At 67.0% G+C, this 15,521-nt stretch carries 20 protein-coding genes; 3 read left to right on the forward strand and 17 right to left on the reverse strand.

Annotated features, from left to right (window positions below; translation table 11 throughout):
* Positions 1-57 precede the first annotated feature (57 nt).
* The 5 genes from miaA to rlmE form a co-directional block, all read right to left on the reverse strand.
* The gene (gene miaA / locus AC5P5V_RS00570) at positions 58-1,011 is read right to left on the reverse strand and encodes a tRNA (adenosine(37)-N6)-dimethylallyltransferase MiaA (protein WP_154350532.1); all 954 of its coding nucleotides are present in this window, start codon (positions 1,009-1,011) and stop codon (positions 58-60) included.
* A complete protein-coding gene (gene folP / locus AC5P5V_RS00575; RefSeq protein WP_134969534.1) occupies positions 1,011-1,907 on the reverse strand; it encodes a dihydropteroate synthase in 897 nt (298 codons plus the stop codon). The genes miaA and folP overlap by 1 nt, the downstream gene beginning before the upstream one ends.
* Positions 1,908-2,434: 527 nt before the next feature.
* Complete coding sequence (locus tag AC5P5V_RS00580) at positions 2,435-2,620, reverse strand: hypothetical protein (protein ID WP_061480158.1); 186 nt, start codon at positions 2,618-2,620, stop codon at positions 2,435-2,437.
* Between the two features lie 102 nt (positions 2,621-2,722).
* A complete protein-coding gene (ftsH, locus tag AC5P5V_RS00585; protein ID WP_005416038.1) occupies positions 2,723-4,657 on the reverse strand; it encodes an ATP-dependent zinc metalloprotease FtsH in 1,935 nt (644 codons plus the stop codon).
* A gap of 69 nt (positions 4,658-4,726) precedes the next feature.
* The gene (gene rlmE / locus AC5P5V_RS00590; RefSeq protein ID WP_006431652.1) at positions 4,727-5,359 is read right to left on the reverse strand and encodes a 23S rRNA (uridine(2552)-2'-O)-methyltransferase RlmE; all 633 of its coding nucleotides are present in this window, start codon (positions 5,357-5,359) and stop codon (positions 4,727-4,729) included.
* A gap of 65 nt (positions 5,360-5,424) precedes the next feature.
* Here rlmE and yhbY point away from each other — a divergent pair, with 65 nt between their 5' ends.
* Together yhbY and AC5P5V_RS00600 are read left to right on the forward strand one after the other, a co-directional pair.
* On the forward strand, positions 5,425-5,730 hold the full coding sequence (gene yhbY / locus AC5P5V_RS00595) for a ribosome assembly RNA-binding protein YhbY (protein ID WP_057495897.1): 306 nt from the start codon (positions 5,425-5,427) through the stop codon (positions 5,728-5,730).
* Positions 5,731-5,743: 13 nt separating this feature from the next.
* Complete coding sequence (locus AC5P5V_RS00600; RefSeq protein WP_061480160.1) at positions 5,744-6,118, forward strand: Mth938-like domain-containing protein; 375 nt, start codon at positions 5,744-5,746, stop codon at positions 6,116-6,118.
* A 138-nt stretch (positions 6,119-6,256) separates the two neighbouring features.
* Here the strand turns inward: AC5P5V_RS00600 and AC5P5V_RS00605 are convergent, their stop codons facing one another.
* Genes AC5P5V_RS00605 through surE form a run of 4 tightly spaced genes read right to left on the reverse strand, consistent with a single transcriptional unit; the run spans position 6,257 to position 9,122 of the window.
* Complete coding sequence (locus AC5P5V_RS00605) at positions 6,257-7,039, reverse strand: peptidoglycan DD-metalloendopeptidase family protein (protein WP_005416034.1); 783 nt, start codon at positions 7,037-7,039, stop codon at positions 6,257-6,259.
* Positions 7,036-7,650 carry a YqaA family protein gene (locus AC5P5V_RS00610; protein WP_005416033.1) on the reverse strand — a complete coding sequence of 205 codons (615 nt, stop codon included), beginning with the start codon at positions 7,648-7,650 and terminating at the stop codon, positions 7,036-7,038. The genes AC5P5V_RS00605 and AC5P5V_RS00610 overlap by 4 nt, the downstream gene beginning before the upstream one ends.
* Before the next feature lie 18 nt (positions 7,651-7,668).
* Complete coding sequence (locus AC5P5V_RS00615; protein ID WP_134968049.1) at positions 7,669-8,346, reverse strand: protein-L-isoaspartate(D-aspartate) O-methyltransferase; 678 nt, start codon at positions 8,344-8,346, stop codon at positions 7,669-7,671.
* Positions 8,343-9,122, reverse strand: a complete 780-nt coding sequence (gene surE / locus AC5P5V_RS00620) for a 5'/3'-nucleotidase SurE (RefSeq protein WP_061480162.1) — start codon at positions 9,120-9,122, stop codon at positions 8,343-8,345. Before surE ends, AC5P5V_RS00615 begins: the two co-directional genes overlap by 4 nt.
* A 209-nt stretch (positions 9,123-9,331) precedes the next feature.
* On the opposite strand from surE, the gene AC5P5V_RS00625 reads away from it, so the two are divergent.
* On the forward strand, positions 9,332-9,871 hold the full coding sequence (locus AC5P5V_RS00625; RefSeq protein ID WP_134968048.1) for a Smr/MutS family protein: 540 nt from the start codon (positions 9,332-9,334) through the stop codon (positions 9,869-9,871).
* A gap of 70 nt (positions 9,872-9,941) precedes the next feature.
* Here the strand turns inward: AC5P5V_RS00625 and truD are convergent, their stop codons facing one another.
* The 8 genes from truD to kdsA form a co-directional block, all read right to left on the reverse strand.
* Positions 9,942-10,973: a tRNA pseudouridine(13) synthase TruD gene (gene truD / locus AC5P5V_RS00630; RefSeq protein ID WP_072166692.1), complete on the reverse strand. Its 1,032-nt coding sequence runs from the start codon at positions 10,971-10,973 to the stop codon at positions 9,942-9,944.
* A complete protein-coding gene (gene ispF, locus AC5P5V_RS00635) occupies positions 10,970-11,467 on the reverse strand; it encodes a 2-C-methyl-D-erythritol 2,4-cyclodiphosphate synthase (RefSeq protein WP_061480165.1) in 498 nt (165 codons plus the stop codon). The genes truD and ispF overlap by 4 nt, the downstream gene beginning before the upstream one ends.
* Positions 11,468-11,501: 34 nt before the next feature.
* Positions 11,502-12,200: a 2-C-methyl-D-erythritol 4-phosphate cytidylyltransferase gene (gene ispD / locus AC5P5V_RS00640; RefSeq protein ID WP_005416029.1), complete on the reverse strand. Its 699-nt coding sequence runs from the start codon at positions 12,198-12,200 to the stop codon at positions 11,502-11,504.
* A complete protein-coding gene (ftsB, locus tag AC5P5V_RS00645; protein WP_005416028.1) occupies positions 12,197-12,550 on the reverse strand; it encodes a cell division protein FtsB in 354 nt (117 codons plus the stop codon). Before ftsB ends, ispD begins: the two co-directional genes overlap by 4 nt.
* Before the next feature lie 4 nt (positions 12,551-12,554).
* Entirely contained in the window at positions 12,555-13,847 is a 1,293-nt protein-coding gene (eno, locus tag AC5P5V_RS00650) for a phosphopyruvate hydratase (protein ID WP_134968047.1), read from the reverse strand.
* A gap of 96 nt (positions 13,848-13,943) precedes the next feature.
* Positions 13,944-14,273 carry a hypothetical protein gene (locus tag AC5P5V_RS00655; RefSeq protein ID WP_061480167.1) on the reverse strand — a complete coding sequence of 110 codons (330 nt, stop codon included), beginning with the start codon at positions 14,271-14,273 and terminating at the stop codon, positions 13,944-13,946.
* Complete coding sequence (locus tag AC5P5V_RS00660; protein WP_134968046.1) at positions 14,273-14,620, reverse strand: hypothetical protein; 348 nt, start codon at positions 14,618-14,620, stop codon at positions 14,273-14,275. The genes AC5P5V_RS00655 and AC5P5V_RS00660 overlap by 1 nt, the downstream gene beginning before the upstream one ends.
* Entirely contained in the window at positions 14,617-15,447 is an 831-nt protein-coding gene (gene kdsA, locus AC5P5V_RS00665) for a 3-deoxy-8-phosphooctulonate synthase (protein ID WP_049412800.1), read from the reverse strand. Before kdsA ends, AC5P5V_RS00660 begins: the two co-directional genes overlap by 4 nt.
* Positions 15,448-15,521: the final 74 nt, after the last annotated feature.

A 15,521-nucleotide genomic window follows, 5' to 3' on the forward strand; every position in this document is an offset into this window, starting at 1 on the left:
TTGCCGCGGCCCCCGAGCCGCCCGCCGACCGATGGATGTTACACGGCTGGCAGGGATTCAGCGTGCGACGAAGGTCGACACCGCGCTGGCCAGGCGCTCCCCATCAACATGGGGGTCGAACCAGCGCGCATCAAGCTCGCCGCGCAGCCAGGTCAGCTGGCGCTTGGCCAGTTGCCGGGTGGCGAAGATCGCCTTGTCACGGAAACGGGCGGCATCCCCCTCCCCATCCAGGTACTCCCAGGCCTGCCGATAGCCGACCGCGCGCACTGCCGGCAGGTCCAGGGGCGCCGCCACGGCAGCCATTTCCGGCATCGCGCGCAATGCCCGCACCTCGTCGAGAAACCCCTGCCCCAGCATGGCGTCGAAGCGCGCCTCGATGCGCTGGTGAAGAACCGCACGGTCGCGTGGGGCGAGGATCAGCTTGAGGGTGCGCACCGGCAATGGCGCTACGCCCGGCCGGCGCTGCCATTCAGTAATGGGGATACCGGTCAGGCGATAGACCTCCAGCGCCCGCTGGATGCGTTGCGGATCGGTGGCATGGATGCGTGCGGCGGCGGCCGGGTCGACCTTGGCCAGCTCGGCGTGCAGTGCCGCCCAGCCACGCTCGGCCGCCTCGGCGCTGAGCGCTTCGCGCATTGCCGGGTCGGCCTCCGGCATCGGCGACAGGCCCTGCAGCAGCGCCCGGAAGTACAGGCCGGTGCCACCGGCCAGGATCGGCGTCCTGCCACGCGCCACGATGTCGGCCACGACCCGCCCGGCATCGGCGGCGAACTCGGCCGCCGAGTAGGTCTGCCAGGGGTCACGCAGGTCCAGCAGATGGTGCGGCGCCTGCGCGCGCTCCGTCGCATCGGGCTTGGCCGAACCGATGTCCAGGTGGCGGTACACCAGTGCCGAGTCGACGCTGACGATTTCCCCACCCAGCTGCCGTGCCAGGGCGATCGCAGTGGCGGTCTTGCCACTGGCGGTCGGCCCCATCACGGCGATCGCCAGTGGCCGCCGATCGATACCCATCAGTCTTCGTCCGGCCAGCGGATTGTCGGCGCAGCGTCGGCGCGCGGCGTCGGTACGGCTTGCACCGCCTGCCAGATCTTCAGCGCATCAACTGTGGCCGCCACGTCATGCACGCGTACGATGCGCGCGCCACGCTGGACTGCGATCAGGTGCGCGGCCACCGAGGCCGCTACCCGCTCGGACGGCGTATCGCGACCGGTCAGTTCACCGAGACTGCGCTTGCGCGACAGGCCGGCCAGCATCGGCACGCCCAGCTCCAGAAAGCGCTCCGAACGCGCCAGCAGGGTCATGTTGTGGCCGGTGGTCTTGCCGAAGCCGAAACCGAGGTCGATCAGCAGGTTCTTCTTCGCGATGCCTGCCATCTCGGCAGCGAACAGGCGCTGCACCAGGAAGCCGTGCACCTCGGCGACCACATCGTCGTAGTGCGGATCGGCCTGCATGTGGCCCGGTTCGCCCTGCATGTGCATCAGCACTACCGGCACGCCGGTTTCCGCGGCGGCGTCCAGCGCCCCCTCCTGGCGCAGGCCGAAGATGTCGTTGATCATGCCGGCGCCAGCGGCCACGGCCGCGCGCATCACTTCCGGCTTGAAGGTGTCGATGCTGATCGGCACGTGGGTCCGGGCCGCCAGCTGCTCGATCACCGGAATCACCCGGCCCAGCTCCTCCTCGACCGATACCGGCGTGGCGCCCGGGCGGGTCGATTCGCCGCCGATATCGAGAAGGTCCGCGCCCTCCTCGACCAGCTTCAGGCCATGAGCGACTGCGGCCTCGGTGGTGTCGTGCGCGCCACCATCGGAAAACGAGTCCGGGGTGACGTTGACGATGCCCATGACCTGGGCACGGTCGAGGCGCAGGATGCGGCCGGCGCAGTCGAGCTGGGGCGAGGTATCGAACATGGGCAATCCTGCTGGGACAACGAAAGGTAGTTTAGTTCGGCAGGGCGGCGCCCTGCACCCGCAGAGGCCAGAGCGACAGCAACATCCGGAGCAACAGCGGGTTCACTGAAGAATGGCGGGGTGGGTCCGGTTGCGGGGGCCGCTGCAAGTACGTCCATGTAAGCTCGGTCGCCGCATCCATGCGGCTCACGCCCCCGCAACCGGACCCACCCCGCCTTCGACAGATTTCCGCGATCTGCAGTAGATCCACGCCATGCGTGGATGAATCTCCATCGGAATCGAATATTTCGAATTGGAATCGAAATGCATCCACGCATGGCGTGGATCTGCCGTGTCGACCAAGGTCGACACCCACCAACAGCAGCAGAAACCTGTCAGAGGTGGGGCGGTGTCGGAGGGCGGGGTGTCAGCCGCATGGATGCGGCTGACACCCCGCCCTCCGACACCGCCCCGCCAAACCACGGAATACCGCTGTTGCTGTTGCTCTGGCTCGTAGCAGGTGCAGGGCGCAGCCCTGCCGACACCCTTCAACGGCGGCGGCGCCTGCGGTCCACGTACAGGGTCCTGGCGATGCTCAGCACGATGCCGACCGCGATACCCACCACGCAGCCCAACAGCAGATTGTCGGCTCCGAGGCCCACACCCACGCCGACCACGGTGGCGATGACCATTTCGGCGGTGTGGGAAATCGGTTCGGGCTTCGGGGCAGACATGCGGGCTCCAGCGTCAGTTCGGTTCTTCGGAATGGGCCGGTAGCCCGGAAACGACGAAGCCGGGTTGCCCCGGCCTCGTCTGGTGTCACGTACAGCGGGCCGTCAGTGCGATTCGGCCGGGCCCGCGATCGGCGGCAGCGGACGGGCGTCGCCGCCCTTGTCGTTGCCACCATCCTTGTTCGACTTGCTCCAGCCGGCCGGCGGCGGCGGATCGCGGCCTTCCATGATGGCGTCGATCTGCGGCGCGTCGATCGTCTCGTACTGCAGCAGCAGCTGGGACATCGCGTGCAGCTTGTCCAGGTTGGCCGTCATCAGCTCGGTGGTGCGCGCGTAGGCTTCGTCGAGGATCTTGCGCACTTCCTCATCGATGCGACGCGCGGTGTCGTTGGACACGCTCTTGTGCTGGGTGACCGATCGGCCCAGGAACACCTCGTCATCCTCTTCGCCATAGGCGATCGGGCCGAGCTGGTCGGACAGGCCCCACTTGGTGACCATGTTGCGGGCCATCTTGGTGGCGCGTTCGATGTCGTTGGAAGCGCCCGTGGTGACCTTGTCGGCACCGAAGATCAGCTCCTCGGCCACACGACCACCGTACAGCGAGCACAGCTGCGACTTGATCGCCACGCGGTTCATCGAATACTTGTCGCCTTCCGGCAGGTACATGGTCACGCCCAGCGCACGGCCGCGCGGGATGATCGTGACCTTGTAGACCGGGTCGTGCTCGGGCACCAGGCGGCCGACGATGGCGTGGCCGGCTTCGTGGTAGGCGGTCAGGGTCTTCTCTTCTTCGCTCATGGCCATCGAGCGGCGCTCGGCACCCATCAGGATCTTGTCACGGGCACGGTCGAAGTGGTCCATGCGGACTTCCTTCTCGTTGCCACGCGCGGCGAACAGGGCAGCCTCGTTGCACAGGTTGGCCAGATCAGCACCGGAGAAGCCCGGGGTACCCCGCGCGATCACCATCGGCTCGACATCGTCGGCGAGCGGCAGCTTGCGCATGTGGACCTTCAGGATGTGCTCACGGCCCTTCACGTCCGGCAGGCCAACCACGACCTGGCGGTCGAAACGGCCCGGACGCAGCAGCGCCGGGTCCAGCACGTCCGGGCGGTTGGTCGCGGCGATCACGATCACGCCTTCGCCACCCTCGAAACCATCCATTTCGACCAGCAGCTGGTTCAGGGTCTGCTCGCGCTCGTCATGACCGCCGCCCAGGCCGGCGCCACGGTGGCGACCGACGGCGTCGATTTCGTCGATGAAGATGATGCACGGGGCATGCTTCTTGGCCTGCTCGAACATGTCACGCACGCGGCTGGCGCCGACGCCGACGAACATTTCCACGAAGTCCGAACCGGAGATCGAGAAGAACGGCACCTTGGCTTCGCCGGCAATGGCCTTGGCCAGCAGCGTCTTGCCGGTACCCGGCGGGCCCACCATCAGCACGCCGCGCGGAATCTTGCCGCCCAGCTTGGTGAACTTGGACGGGTCGCGCAGGAAGTCGACCAGTTCACCCACTTCTTCCTTGGCCTCGTCGCAGCCGGCGACGTCGGCGAAGGTGACCTTGATCTGGTCTTCGCCCTGCAGCTTGGCGCGCGACTTGCCGAAGGACATCGCACCCTTGGCACCGCCGCCCCCGCCCTGCATCTGGCGCATGATGAACAACCAGAAGCCGATGATCAGGATGACCGGCAGGAAATTCATCAGGATCGCGCCGAGGGAGATGCCGCTGGACGGCTCCTCCTGCACGATCTCCACGTTCTTGGTGCGCAGCACGTTGATCAGGTCGCGATCGAACGGTGCGGTGATGGTGGATGTCTGCCCGCCGCGGGTAGTGTAGGTCAGCTGGCTGGTACCGCCGCGCATGTCGCCGCCGAAGGCGACCTTCTGCACGTTGCCGCTGTCCACCTGGTCCAGGAACTGCGAGTACGACGCACCCTGCGCGCCGGCTCCGGAGGACTTCGGCGAGAAGCTCTGGAAGACCACCATCAGCACGACGGCGACGACCACCCATAGCAGGAGGTTCTTGGTCAAGTCGTTCATCCTCATTGGCTCCGGTGTTCCTCTCAGTGCTGGCGTTGCGTGGGGGTCGAACTTGCGTACATTGCGAGCTTACTTCATGTGGGCGCGTTTTCCCTGACCCAAGGCGTACACCTCGGGAGAGCGCTTGCGCGAGGCTTCCGGCTTGCGGATGGAGACCTTGTCGTACCGGCGGCGCATCTCGCGCACGTAGTCGTCAAAGCCCTCGCCCTGGAACAGCTTGATCAGGAATGCCCCACCGGTCTTCAGGTGGTTGTCGGCAAAATCCAGGGCCAGCTCCGCCAGGTGCATCATCCGCGGCTGGTCGACCGCGCCTACACCACTCTTATTGGGGGCCATGTCCGACAGCACAAGGTCTACCGGCTGATCCCCGAGCATGGCTTCAAACTGCGATAGGACGGCTTCTTCCCTGAAGTCACCATGAAGGAACTCCACGCCGGCCAGCGGCGGCATGTCCAGGATGTCCAGGGCCAGCACGCGGCCGGTGTCGCCAATCTGTCTCCGAACCTGCTGAGACCAGCCGCCCGGTGCCGCGCCGAGGTCGACCACCACCATGTGCGGCTTCAGCAGCCGGTCACGTTCAAGCAGCTCTTCGAGCTTGTAGGCGGCGCGCGAGCGCATGCCTTCGGCCTGCGCCTTCTTCACGAAGGGGTCGGAGAAGTGTTCCTTGAGCCAGCGCTGGCTGCTTTTGCTGCGGGTAGCCATTGAAAATAGGGGCTGATGGGGTCCTCATGATACCCTGATCGCCCCATTCAACCGTGTTTTCCTGCATGTCCATCGCCCTGACCGCCTCCCAGACCCGTTTCCTGCGCGGCCAAGCCCACGACCTGAAGGCCCTGCTGCAGACCGGCGGCAAGGGCGTGACCCCGGCCTTCATCGCTGAGCTGAACGAAGTGCTGGAGCGCCACGAACTGGTCAAGGTGAAGGTCGCCGCCGAGGATCGCGACGCCCGTGACGTGATGATCGGCGAGATCGTCGAAGCCACCGGGAGCGCGCTGGTGCAGCGCATCGGCCACGTCGCCGTGCTGTACCGCCCGAGCAGGGAACAGCGCCAGATCGTGCTGCCGCGCGGCTGATCGCCCTACCGTCATGCAGCTGAACCACGAACCACCCGACTACGCCTACAGCCTGCGCGCCGCCGATGGCCGCTCGGCCAAGGTCAATGACCAGGTGCTGGACGGCAGCTTCTTCCTGACCCCGGACCAGCTGGTCGCGCATTGGCCGGTGGCGAGTGCCGCTGCGTTGCAGCTGGCGGACCTCGAGCCGATCCTGGCGCTGAACCCGGCGCTGATCGTGCTGGGTACCGGTGACCGCCAGGTGTTCCCGCCGGCGGTGGTGATGGCCGCCTGCCTGTCCCGCGGCATCGGCCTGGAAGTGATGAACAATCCGGCTGCCGCACGCACCTTCAACATCCTGGCCGGCGAAGGCCGCAAGGTCGCCGCCGCCTTCATTCTCGAAGGCTGACGTGGCGTCGCCGGGCATGGCCCGGCGGTACCCTGGATCACACGTACTCTGTAGCGCCCGAGCCCATGCTCGGGCGGCGCCGCGACGCGGCGCGGAAAGCCGCCGGGCGTGACCCGGCGCTACCCGATCACACGGTGATCAGCGTGCCGGCAGGTACTGCTGCGGATCGACCGGCTTGCCGTTGTAGCGAATCTCGAAGTGGACCATGTCGCGGTTCGCACCGGTGCGGCCCATTTCGGCGATCTGCTCGCCAGCCTTCACGCTCTGCCCTTCATTCACCAGGCGCTTGCGGTTGTGACCATAGGCGGACAGCCACTGGTCGCTGTGCTTGATGATGATCAGTTCGCCGTAGCCGACCAGGCCGGCACCGGAGTACACCACCACACCGTTGGCGGTTGCCTTGACCGGCTGGCCGCTGGTGCCGGCGATGTCCACGCCCTGCTTGGTCGCGTCACCGGCCACGTAGCGGCCGACGATCGCGCCATCGGCTGGCCAGCGCCAGGCGATGTTGCTCTTCACCGGCCCGACCGGCGCCGGGGCCGGCGCGGTGCTGCCGCCACTGCTGCCAGCCGAACGCGGCGGGGTGACCACCGTGGTCGGCGCACGGCCGCTGGTGGCCCCCTGCGGATACAGGCGGATCACCTGGCCGGGGTAGATGGTCGACGGGTTGTCCAGACGATTCCAGGCAATCAGGTCGGCCGGGGTGATGTCATGGATGCGGGCCAGCGCATAGATGGTGTCGCCCTTGCGCACCACCACGGTCTGCCCGGGCTTGGGTACCGAGGTCTTCGGCGTGGTCACGCCACCAGCGTTGCCGCCGCCCGGGCGGACCACGGTGGCGGTACCGCAGGCGGCCAGTGTGGAAACCAGCAACGCCAGCGCGCCGATGCGCACTCCCTTGCTCAGACGATCAGGATTCATGCGAACTTCGACCTCCATACAAGCCAGGCGATCAGCACCACCACCAGCACGGTGGCGATCCAGCCCAGCGGTTCAATCCAGCGACGCAGCGCCGCTTCGGCACGCGCACCACCGATACGGATGACCGCGGCCAGCACGAACACGCGCTTGCCACGACCGATCAACATGCTCAACAGGTACTGCGGCATCGGTACGCCGACGATACCCGATGCCCACGTGAAGACCTTCATCGGGATCGGCATGAAGCCGCCCAGCACCAGGAAGGTGAACACCGCCCACGGTGATTCGGCCATCTTCGCCTGCACGGTGGTGATGCCCTGCTCGATCGCTGGAAGCATGCCCAGCGCCTCGAACACTGGCTTGATCGCCTCGAAAGCGTAATGACCCAGCGCATAACCAACCAGCGCGCCGACCATCGAGCCCGCCAGGCTGAGGGTGGCGAACCACCAGCCACGCTTGGGCTGGGCCACGCACATCGGTGCCAGCATCACTTCCGGCATCACCGGGAAGATGATCGCTTCAAAGAAACTCAATACCGTCAGATAGGTCGGCGCGCGTTCGTGCGCCGCCCACTTCATCGCCCGCTCGTACAGCGGCCCGAAAATCTTCATGCAACCCTGCTCCGTGGATTAGTCGAGCATGCCAGACAGCAGCGGCACGAACGTGACCGGCGCCAGCACGCGTTGTTCGATGCTGCCATCGGGCTTGCGGTCCAGCTGCACCAGCGACTGTCCGCCCGGGCCACCCACCGGCGCCACCAGGCGCCCCCCTTCAGCCAGCTGCCCGACCAGTTCATCGACCAGTGCAGGCGCCGCGGCGGTGACCACGATGGCATCGAACGGACCGTGCTCGGCCCATCCGGCGCGACCGTCGTCATGCTTGGTGCGGATGTTCATGCCCAGTGCGCGGAAGCGCTTGCGTGCCTGCCGCAACAGGTCACCGATTCGCTCCACGGTGTAGACCTCCAGGCCCAGCGCGCCCAGGATGGCGGCCTGGTAGCCCGAGCCGGTGCCGACTTCCAGCACGCGCTTCGGCGCGACCTGGAGCACCGCCTCGGTCATCCGGGCGACCACCCAGGGCTGCGAGATGGTCTGGCAATGGCCGATCGGCAGCGCGGTGTCCTCATAGGCACGCGAGGCCAGTGCTTCATCGATGAACAGGTGGCGCGGCACTACCCGGATTGCGTTCAAGGTGGACTCGTCGACGATGCCAGCGTCGCGCAGGCGATCGACCAGACGGTCACGCACGCGCTGCGAGGTCATGCCGATGCCGACAGCTTCCGGCTGCAGTCGCAGGCGTGGACTCATGCCGGCCGGTCCAGCGCGGCGCTGAGGCCACCCACCCAGCTGGCCACTTTCTCCAGCGCCTGGTAGCGGGTCAGGTCCACCTGGATCGGGGTGATCGAGATGTGGCCGGTACGCACCGCGTGGAAGTCGGTGCCCGGGCCGGAGTCCTGTTCGCGCCCGGCAGGGCCGATCCAGTACACGTCGTTGCCGCGCGGATCCTTCTGCGCGATGCAGCCTTCGGCACGATGACGGTTGCCAAGGCGGGTGACCTCGAAGCCCTGGACCTCGCTCCACGGCAGATCCGGCACGTTGACGTTGAGGATGGTGTCGGCCGGCAGCGGATCGGCCTTGAGCCGGGCCACGATCTCCACTGCGGCACGCGCGGCGGTGTCGAAGTGCTTCGGATCGTGGTTGCGGGTGACCAGCGAGACCGCCACCGCCGGCAGGCCGAGGAAGCGGCCTTCCATCGCCGCCGAGACGGTGCCGGAATAGATCACGTCGTCGCCGAGGTTGGCGGCGTTGTTGATGCCTGACACGACGATGTCCGGCTCGAATTCAAGCAGGCCGGTCAGCGCCAGATGCACGCAGTCGGTCGGCGTGCCCGCCACCGAGACGGTGTAATGGTCGATGCGCTTGAGCCGGATCGGAAGGTCCAGGGTCAGCGAGTTGCTGGCACCGGAGCGATCGCGGTCAGGCGCGACCACCGTGACTTCGTGTCCGGCCTCCCGCAGCACCGAAGCAAGCATCCGGATGCCTGCGGCGTCGACACCATCGTCATTACTGACCAGGATTCGCATCTTCGATTTAACCGCTTGATTTTCCAAGAATTCGATTCCGTCACCGTGCAGTGTGGGCGGGACCGTCGTACTCCCCTGCGGAAGCCGTCGACCCTGCAAGGGCATCGTCTATTGTGCCGCATGCGAGCCGCCGGTCCTACCCTGCCGGCGGTCACGGCCGACATCGAACCGTCATAGGCAGACCCGCGCCGGCGGTTTACCCTGTGCGCATGTCGCACCCTGAAGACGAAGATCCGGCCGCGCTGTTCCGTGCGGCCATCGGTGAAGTGACGCCGCTGCGCAAGGATGCCGAACCGGCGCCTGCTGCGCCCCGGCCGAAGCCGCGCGCACGCATGGCCGAACGCGACGACGCCGAAGCCGCGGGCGAGTTCGCCCGGCTGCTGCGCGACAGTACGCCGCTGGAAGCGGGCGACGTGGCCAGCTACCGCCGCGACAACCTGCCACCGCGCCTGTTCCAGCGTCTCAAGCGCGGCCAGTATTCGGTGCAGGATGAGCTGGACCTGCACGGCGCCACCGCCGCGCAGGCGGAAACCCTGCTGCGCCAGTTCCTGCTGGAAGCGCATGCACACGAGTATGGCTGCGTGCGCATCATTCACGGCAAGGGCCTGCAGTCCGATGGCGGTGCACCAGTGCTGAAGAACCTGGTCGATCGTCTGCTGCGGCTGCGCAACGACGTGCTGGCGTTTCATTCGGCGCCGGCCGGGCAAGGCGGCACCGGCGCGATGCTGGTGCTGCTGGCACGGCGTTGAGAAACAGGGACGGAGGGAATCAAGTCGTTTGTGCCACAAACGAGTTGACTCCCTCCGTCCCCTTTTTCTGTCAGGCCTGCGCAGCGTCTTCGACGGGGCCGAGTTCGTGCAGCACGGCGGTGGCGTAGCAGCCCGGCGGCAGCGCGAACGAGAGTTCCAGTACATCACTGGCCAGCCACTGATGCTGCAGCAGCGCCGGGCGCAGGCGCAGCGCGCGGCGCTCCTGTTTCAACCGTGCGTCTTCCAGGCCAGCGCGCAGCGCCTTCGATTCCTCGTCGTCCAGCGCGGCCAGCTCCAGCTCACGTGCAGCGTCGGCGCTGCGCAGCTCGCCTTCGCCCCACAGCGGCGCGCTGGGATGGATGTCGAAACGCGCCAGGCGCTCGGCCAGCACGTCGGTGTAGGGTTCGGGGCCGAACACGCTGCGGCTGCCATCGAGCATCCACACTTCACCGTCCAGCGGTTGATCCCAGTTGCCCTGCTCCACGCGCGCGGCGAGCACACGATTGAACAGCGCCGAGCGCGCGGCTGACAGCAGCAGCGAACGCTGGTCCTTGCGCATGCGGCGGCCACCGAACATCGCCAATGCCGCAGGCACGTTGCCGCCGTCGCGGCCGAAGCGCTGCTCGCCAAACCAGTTCGGCAGGCCGCGCCCGGCGATCTGCTGCAGGCGCTCGCTGATCGCCGCAGCATCGCCCTGCACCTCGCGCAGCACGAGCCTGAAGCGGTTGCCGGCCAGTGCGCCACGCTGCAGCTTGCGGTTGTGCCAGGTCGCTTCGAGCACTTCGATCTCGTCACTGGCCAGCTCGGCCAGGTCCGGTGCGATGCGCTTGGGCAGGTGCACGCTGAAACGCTGGGTGGTGACCGCATGCCGATCCTTCATGCCGGCGTAGCTCACCGCCATTTCCGGCAGGCCCGCCCACTTGGCCAGCAGCTTGGCCACATGCACGGTGTTGGCGCCGCGCTTGCGGATGTGCAGCAGCAGGTGCTCGCCTTCACCGGTGGCCTCGAAGGCCGGCAGTTCATCGACCTGGAAATCGTCCGGCGTGGTGCGGATGCGTGCCGTCAACAGCGGCGCACCAAACGCCAACGGCAGCGGGATCATGCCGCCACCAGCAACACGACCGCCTGCGCGGCGATGCCTTCACTGCGGCCGGTGAAGCCCAGCTTCTCCGAGGTGGTGGCCTTGACGCTGACCGCGTCCAGCGGCAGCTGCAGCAACCCACCAATGCGCTCACGCATGGCCAGCGCATGCGGGCCAACCTTCGGCCGCTCGCAGATCACGGTGATGTCGGTGTTGCCAACGCGCCAGCCACGCTCGCGCAGCAGGCTGTCGCAATGGCGCACGAAATCGCTGCTGTCGGCGCCCTTCCAGCGATCATCGCTCGGCGGGAAATGCTGGCCGATATCGCCCAGCGCCAGCGCACCGAGCATCGCATCGCACAAGGCGTGCAGGATCACGTCGCCGTCGCTGTGCGCCAGCACGCCGCAGCTGTGCGGCACGTTCACCCCGCCGAGCATGATGTGATCGCCTTCACCGAAGGCATGGACGTCGTAGCCCTGGCCGATACGGACGGGCGGGAACGGTGCGGTGCTCATGGATGCAGCCCTTGCAGCAGGGCCGCGCAGGCAGTCAGCCGGCGCGGCGGGAAAGTACGAATTCGAACCGGTCCAGATCGGCCGGGGTGGTGACCTTGAAGTTGTCCTCGCTGCCTTCCACCAGCAGCGGGCGCTGGCCCTGGCGCTCCATGGCCATGGCCTCGTCGGTGACTTCAACACCGGCAGCGGCGGCGTCAGACAGCGCGCGGCTGAGCTGGTGGCGGCGGAACAGCTGTGGTGTCAGCGCACGCCACAGCCGCTCGCGCGGTTCGGTGCCATCGATGCCACCGTCGTCGCCCGCACGTTTGAGGGTGTCGCGCACCGGTGCGGCCAGGATCGCCCCGACCGGATCGGCACGCCCGACTTCAAGCAGGCGGCCAAGATCGGCCAGCGACAGGTTGGGTCGCGCGGCGTCGTGGACCAGCACGAATTCGTCGGCGCGCACCGAGTCCGGCAGTGCCTGCAGCCCGGCCAGCACCGAGGCGGCACGGGTCGCGCCACCGATGCAGGTCAGTACCGGTTTGCCGGCCCATTCGCTCCAGCCCGGCCAGTCGCCATCGTCCTGGCCGATCACCACCATTGCGCCGGCCACGGCCGGATGCGCCAGCAGCGCGTCCAGGGTATGGGCGAGCAGGATCTGCCCGCCCGCCTGCAGGTACTGCTTGGGCAGCGGCGCACCAAAGCGGGCGCCACGGCCGGCAGCCGGAACCACCACCCAGATCGCCGCGCTCATGGAACGTCCGCCGGGTGATCGCCGGCCTGGACAGTGACGCCTGCAGCGGGCTGCGCCGGACGGACCGGCGCATCCTCGACCACGCGGTAGAACTTCTCGCCGGGCTTGATCATGCCCAGCTCGCTGCGCGCGCGTTCCTCGATGGCGGACTGGCCTTCCTTGAGGTCCTTCACTTCGGCGGCCAGCGCGTCGTTGCGCTGCTGCAGGCCCTCATTGTCCCGCTCCTGGTTGGCGACCTGGGCTTCGAGCATCATCACTTCACCCGAATTGCCCGGACCGAACCAGAAGCGGTACTGCAGCCAGCCCAGCAACAGGGCCAGCACCAGCAGCATCCAGCGCCAGTCGCGCATCGGCTCAGCGCTTCAGCGAAACGAACGCGTCACGACCGGCGTAACGCGCGCCGGCGCCGAGGGCTTCCTCGATGCGCAGCAGCTGGTTGTACTTGGCCACGCGATCGCTGCGGCACAGCGAGCCGGTCTTGATCTGGGTGGCGGTAGTGGCCACCGCGATATCGGCGATGGTGGTGTCTTCGGTTTCGCCCGAGCGGTGCGAGACCACGGCGGCATAGCCGGCGCGGTCGGCCATGGCGATCGCTTCCAGGGTTTCGCTGAGGGTGCCGATCTGGTTGACCTTGATCAGGATCGCGTTGGCGGTGCCCGAGTCGATGCCTTCCTGGAAAATCTTCGGGTTGGTCACGAACAGGTCGTCACCGACCAGCTGCACCTTCTTGCCGATGCGGTCGGTCAGCAGCTTCCAGCCCGCCCAGTCGTTCTCGGCCAGGCCGTCTTCGATCGTGATGATCGGGTACTGCGCGGCCCAGTCGGCGAGGAAGTCGACGAACTGTTCGGAGGTCAGGCGCTTGTTCTCGCCGACCAGGTTGTACTTGCCGTTCTCGAAGAACTCACTGGAGGCCACGTCCAGGCCCAGCAGCACGTCTTCACCAGCGGTGTAGCCAGCCTTGCCGATCGCTTCGAGGATGGTGTCCAGCGCTTCGACGTTGCTGCGGAAGTCCGGCGCGAAGCCGCCTTCGTCGCCCACCGCCGTGCTCAGGCCGTGGCCCTTCAGCACCGACTTCAGCGAATGGAAGATTTCGGTACCAGCGCGCAATGCTTCGGAGAACGAGGTGAAGCCCACCGGCAGCACCATGAACTCCTGGAAGTCGACGTTGTTGTCGGCATGCGCGCCGCCGTTGATGATGTTCATCATCGGCACCGGCAGCGACGGCGCCACGCCGGTCCGGGCAGCCAGGTACTGCCACAGCGCCTGCTTGCTGGATGCGGCGGCGGCGTGCGCGGCGGCCATCGAAACACCCAGCAGCGCGTTGGCACCCAGCCGCCCCTTGTTCTCGGTGCCGTCCAGATCGATCAGGCGACGGTCGAGGCCGGCCTGGTCGGTGGCTTCGAAGCCCTTCAGCGCGGCGGCAATCGTGGTGTTGACGTTGTCCACGGCCTTGCGCACGCCCTTGCCCAGGTAACGGGTCTTGTCGCCGTCACGCAGCTCGACCGCTTCCTTGGTACCGGTCGAGGCGCCGGAGGGAACCGCGGCGCGACCGAACGAACCGTCCTCCAGGATGACTTCGGCTTCCAGCGTGGGATTGCCACGGCTGTCGAGGATTTCACGGGCGTGGATGCTGCGGATCGTACTCATGGTCGGGCCGGTTACCTGTCTGGAGAGGGGGCGACAAAACGAATGCCGCGTGATTATCCCCGGCTGCCCGCCACTTGCCAAATGGCGCAGGCGCCGTCAGGCCAGAGTGGCCCCGATCACCATCAGGATCAACGACACCAGTACCACCAGCAGGCCACCGGCAATGGCGGCCAATACGCCGCCGCGGCGGCAACGCCAGGCCATCACCATCGCCACCAGGCTGCCAACAAAGGACAGCACGAGCATGGTCAGTGCAGCCAGGATCCAGTACTGCATGGCCTGCATGCCATGGCTGCCATCCCCGGGCGAACCGAAACTGGCGGCGAAGGCGAATACAGCTGCCATCAGGCCGGCCCAGGCAAGAACAGCCAGCGCCAGCGCGATCAGGCCCCAGGGCCGATCACGGGTTGCCAGGGTCGCATTCATCAGAACAGCCCGTAGAACAGGGCACCAAGCCACAGCGACAGCAGGACGATCGCCAACCCGGCGGCCACCTTGCCACGGTTCAGGCGCCAGGCCAGTACGGCGGCAGCGACGCACCCCACGGCGCCGACCAGCTCTGCCACCAGCAGCGCAATGAAGTACGCCCGAAGATCGGGCGCGCTGCTGCCATCACCCGGTGGCCGCACCGATGCAGCACCGATCAGCACCAGGCAGAACATGCCCACGGTGAACACCACGGACAGCCCCAGCGCGATCAGGCCCCACGGCCACTGTCTCCAGTGCCGGCGGTGACGCTGGGTTTCCAGCGCCACCCACGGGTCACGACTCACGCGAAGCGCGAGAAACCGTGCTTCTTGGTCACCGCGTCGAGTTCCATCAGCGTCTCGAGCAGGGCCTCCATCTGGTCCAGCGGCCACGCGTTGGGACCATCGGACAGCGCCTTGGACGGGTCCGGATGAGTCTCGGCGAACAGGCCGGAGATACCCACCGCCACGGCGGCACGGGCCAGCACCGGCACGTGCTCACGCTGGCCACCGGAACTGGTGCCCTGCCCGCCCGGCAGCTGCACCGAATGGGTGGCGTCGAACACCACCGGGCAACCGGTCTCGCGCATCACCGCCAGCGAACGCATGTCGCTGACCAGGTTGTTGTAGCCGAAGCTGGCACCGCGCTCGCAGACCATGATCTGCTCGTTGCCGGTGGCCTTGGCCTTCTCCACGACCGGCTTCATGTCCCACGGCGCCAGGAACTGGCCCTTCTTGATGTTGACCGGCTTGCCGGCCGAGCACACCTTGCGGATGAAGTCGGTCTGGCGGACCAGGAACGCCGGGGTCTGCAGCACATCCACCACCGAGGCCACTTCGTCCATCGGGGTGTACTCGTGGACGTCGGTCAGCACCGGCACGCCGATCTGCTTCCTGACCTCGGCCAGGACCTTCAGGCCCTCTTCCATGCCCGGGCCGCGGAAGGCGGTACCCGAAGTGCGGTTGGCCTTGTCGAAGCTGGACTTGAAGATGAAGTTGACGCCGAGCTTGTCGGTAATCTCCTTCAGCTTGCCGGCGGTATCGAGCTGCAGCTGCATCGACTCGATCACGCAGGGGCCGGCGATCAGGAACAGGGGCTGGTCCAGCCCGACCTCGAATCCACACAGTTTCATGGCGTTTCCTTGTTGTCCGCAGCACCGGACAGGCCGGTGCGCTGGGGGTTGAAGCATGCAGGATGGGGGCCGAA

It is taken from the genome of Stenotrophomonas sp. YJH_SMC_130, from assembly GCF_059369035.1.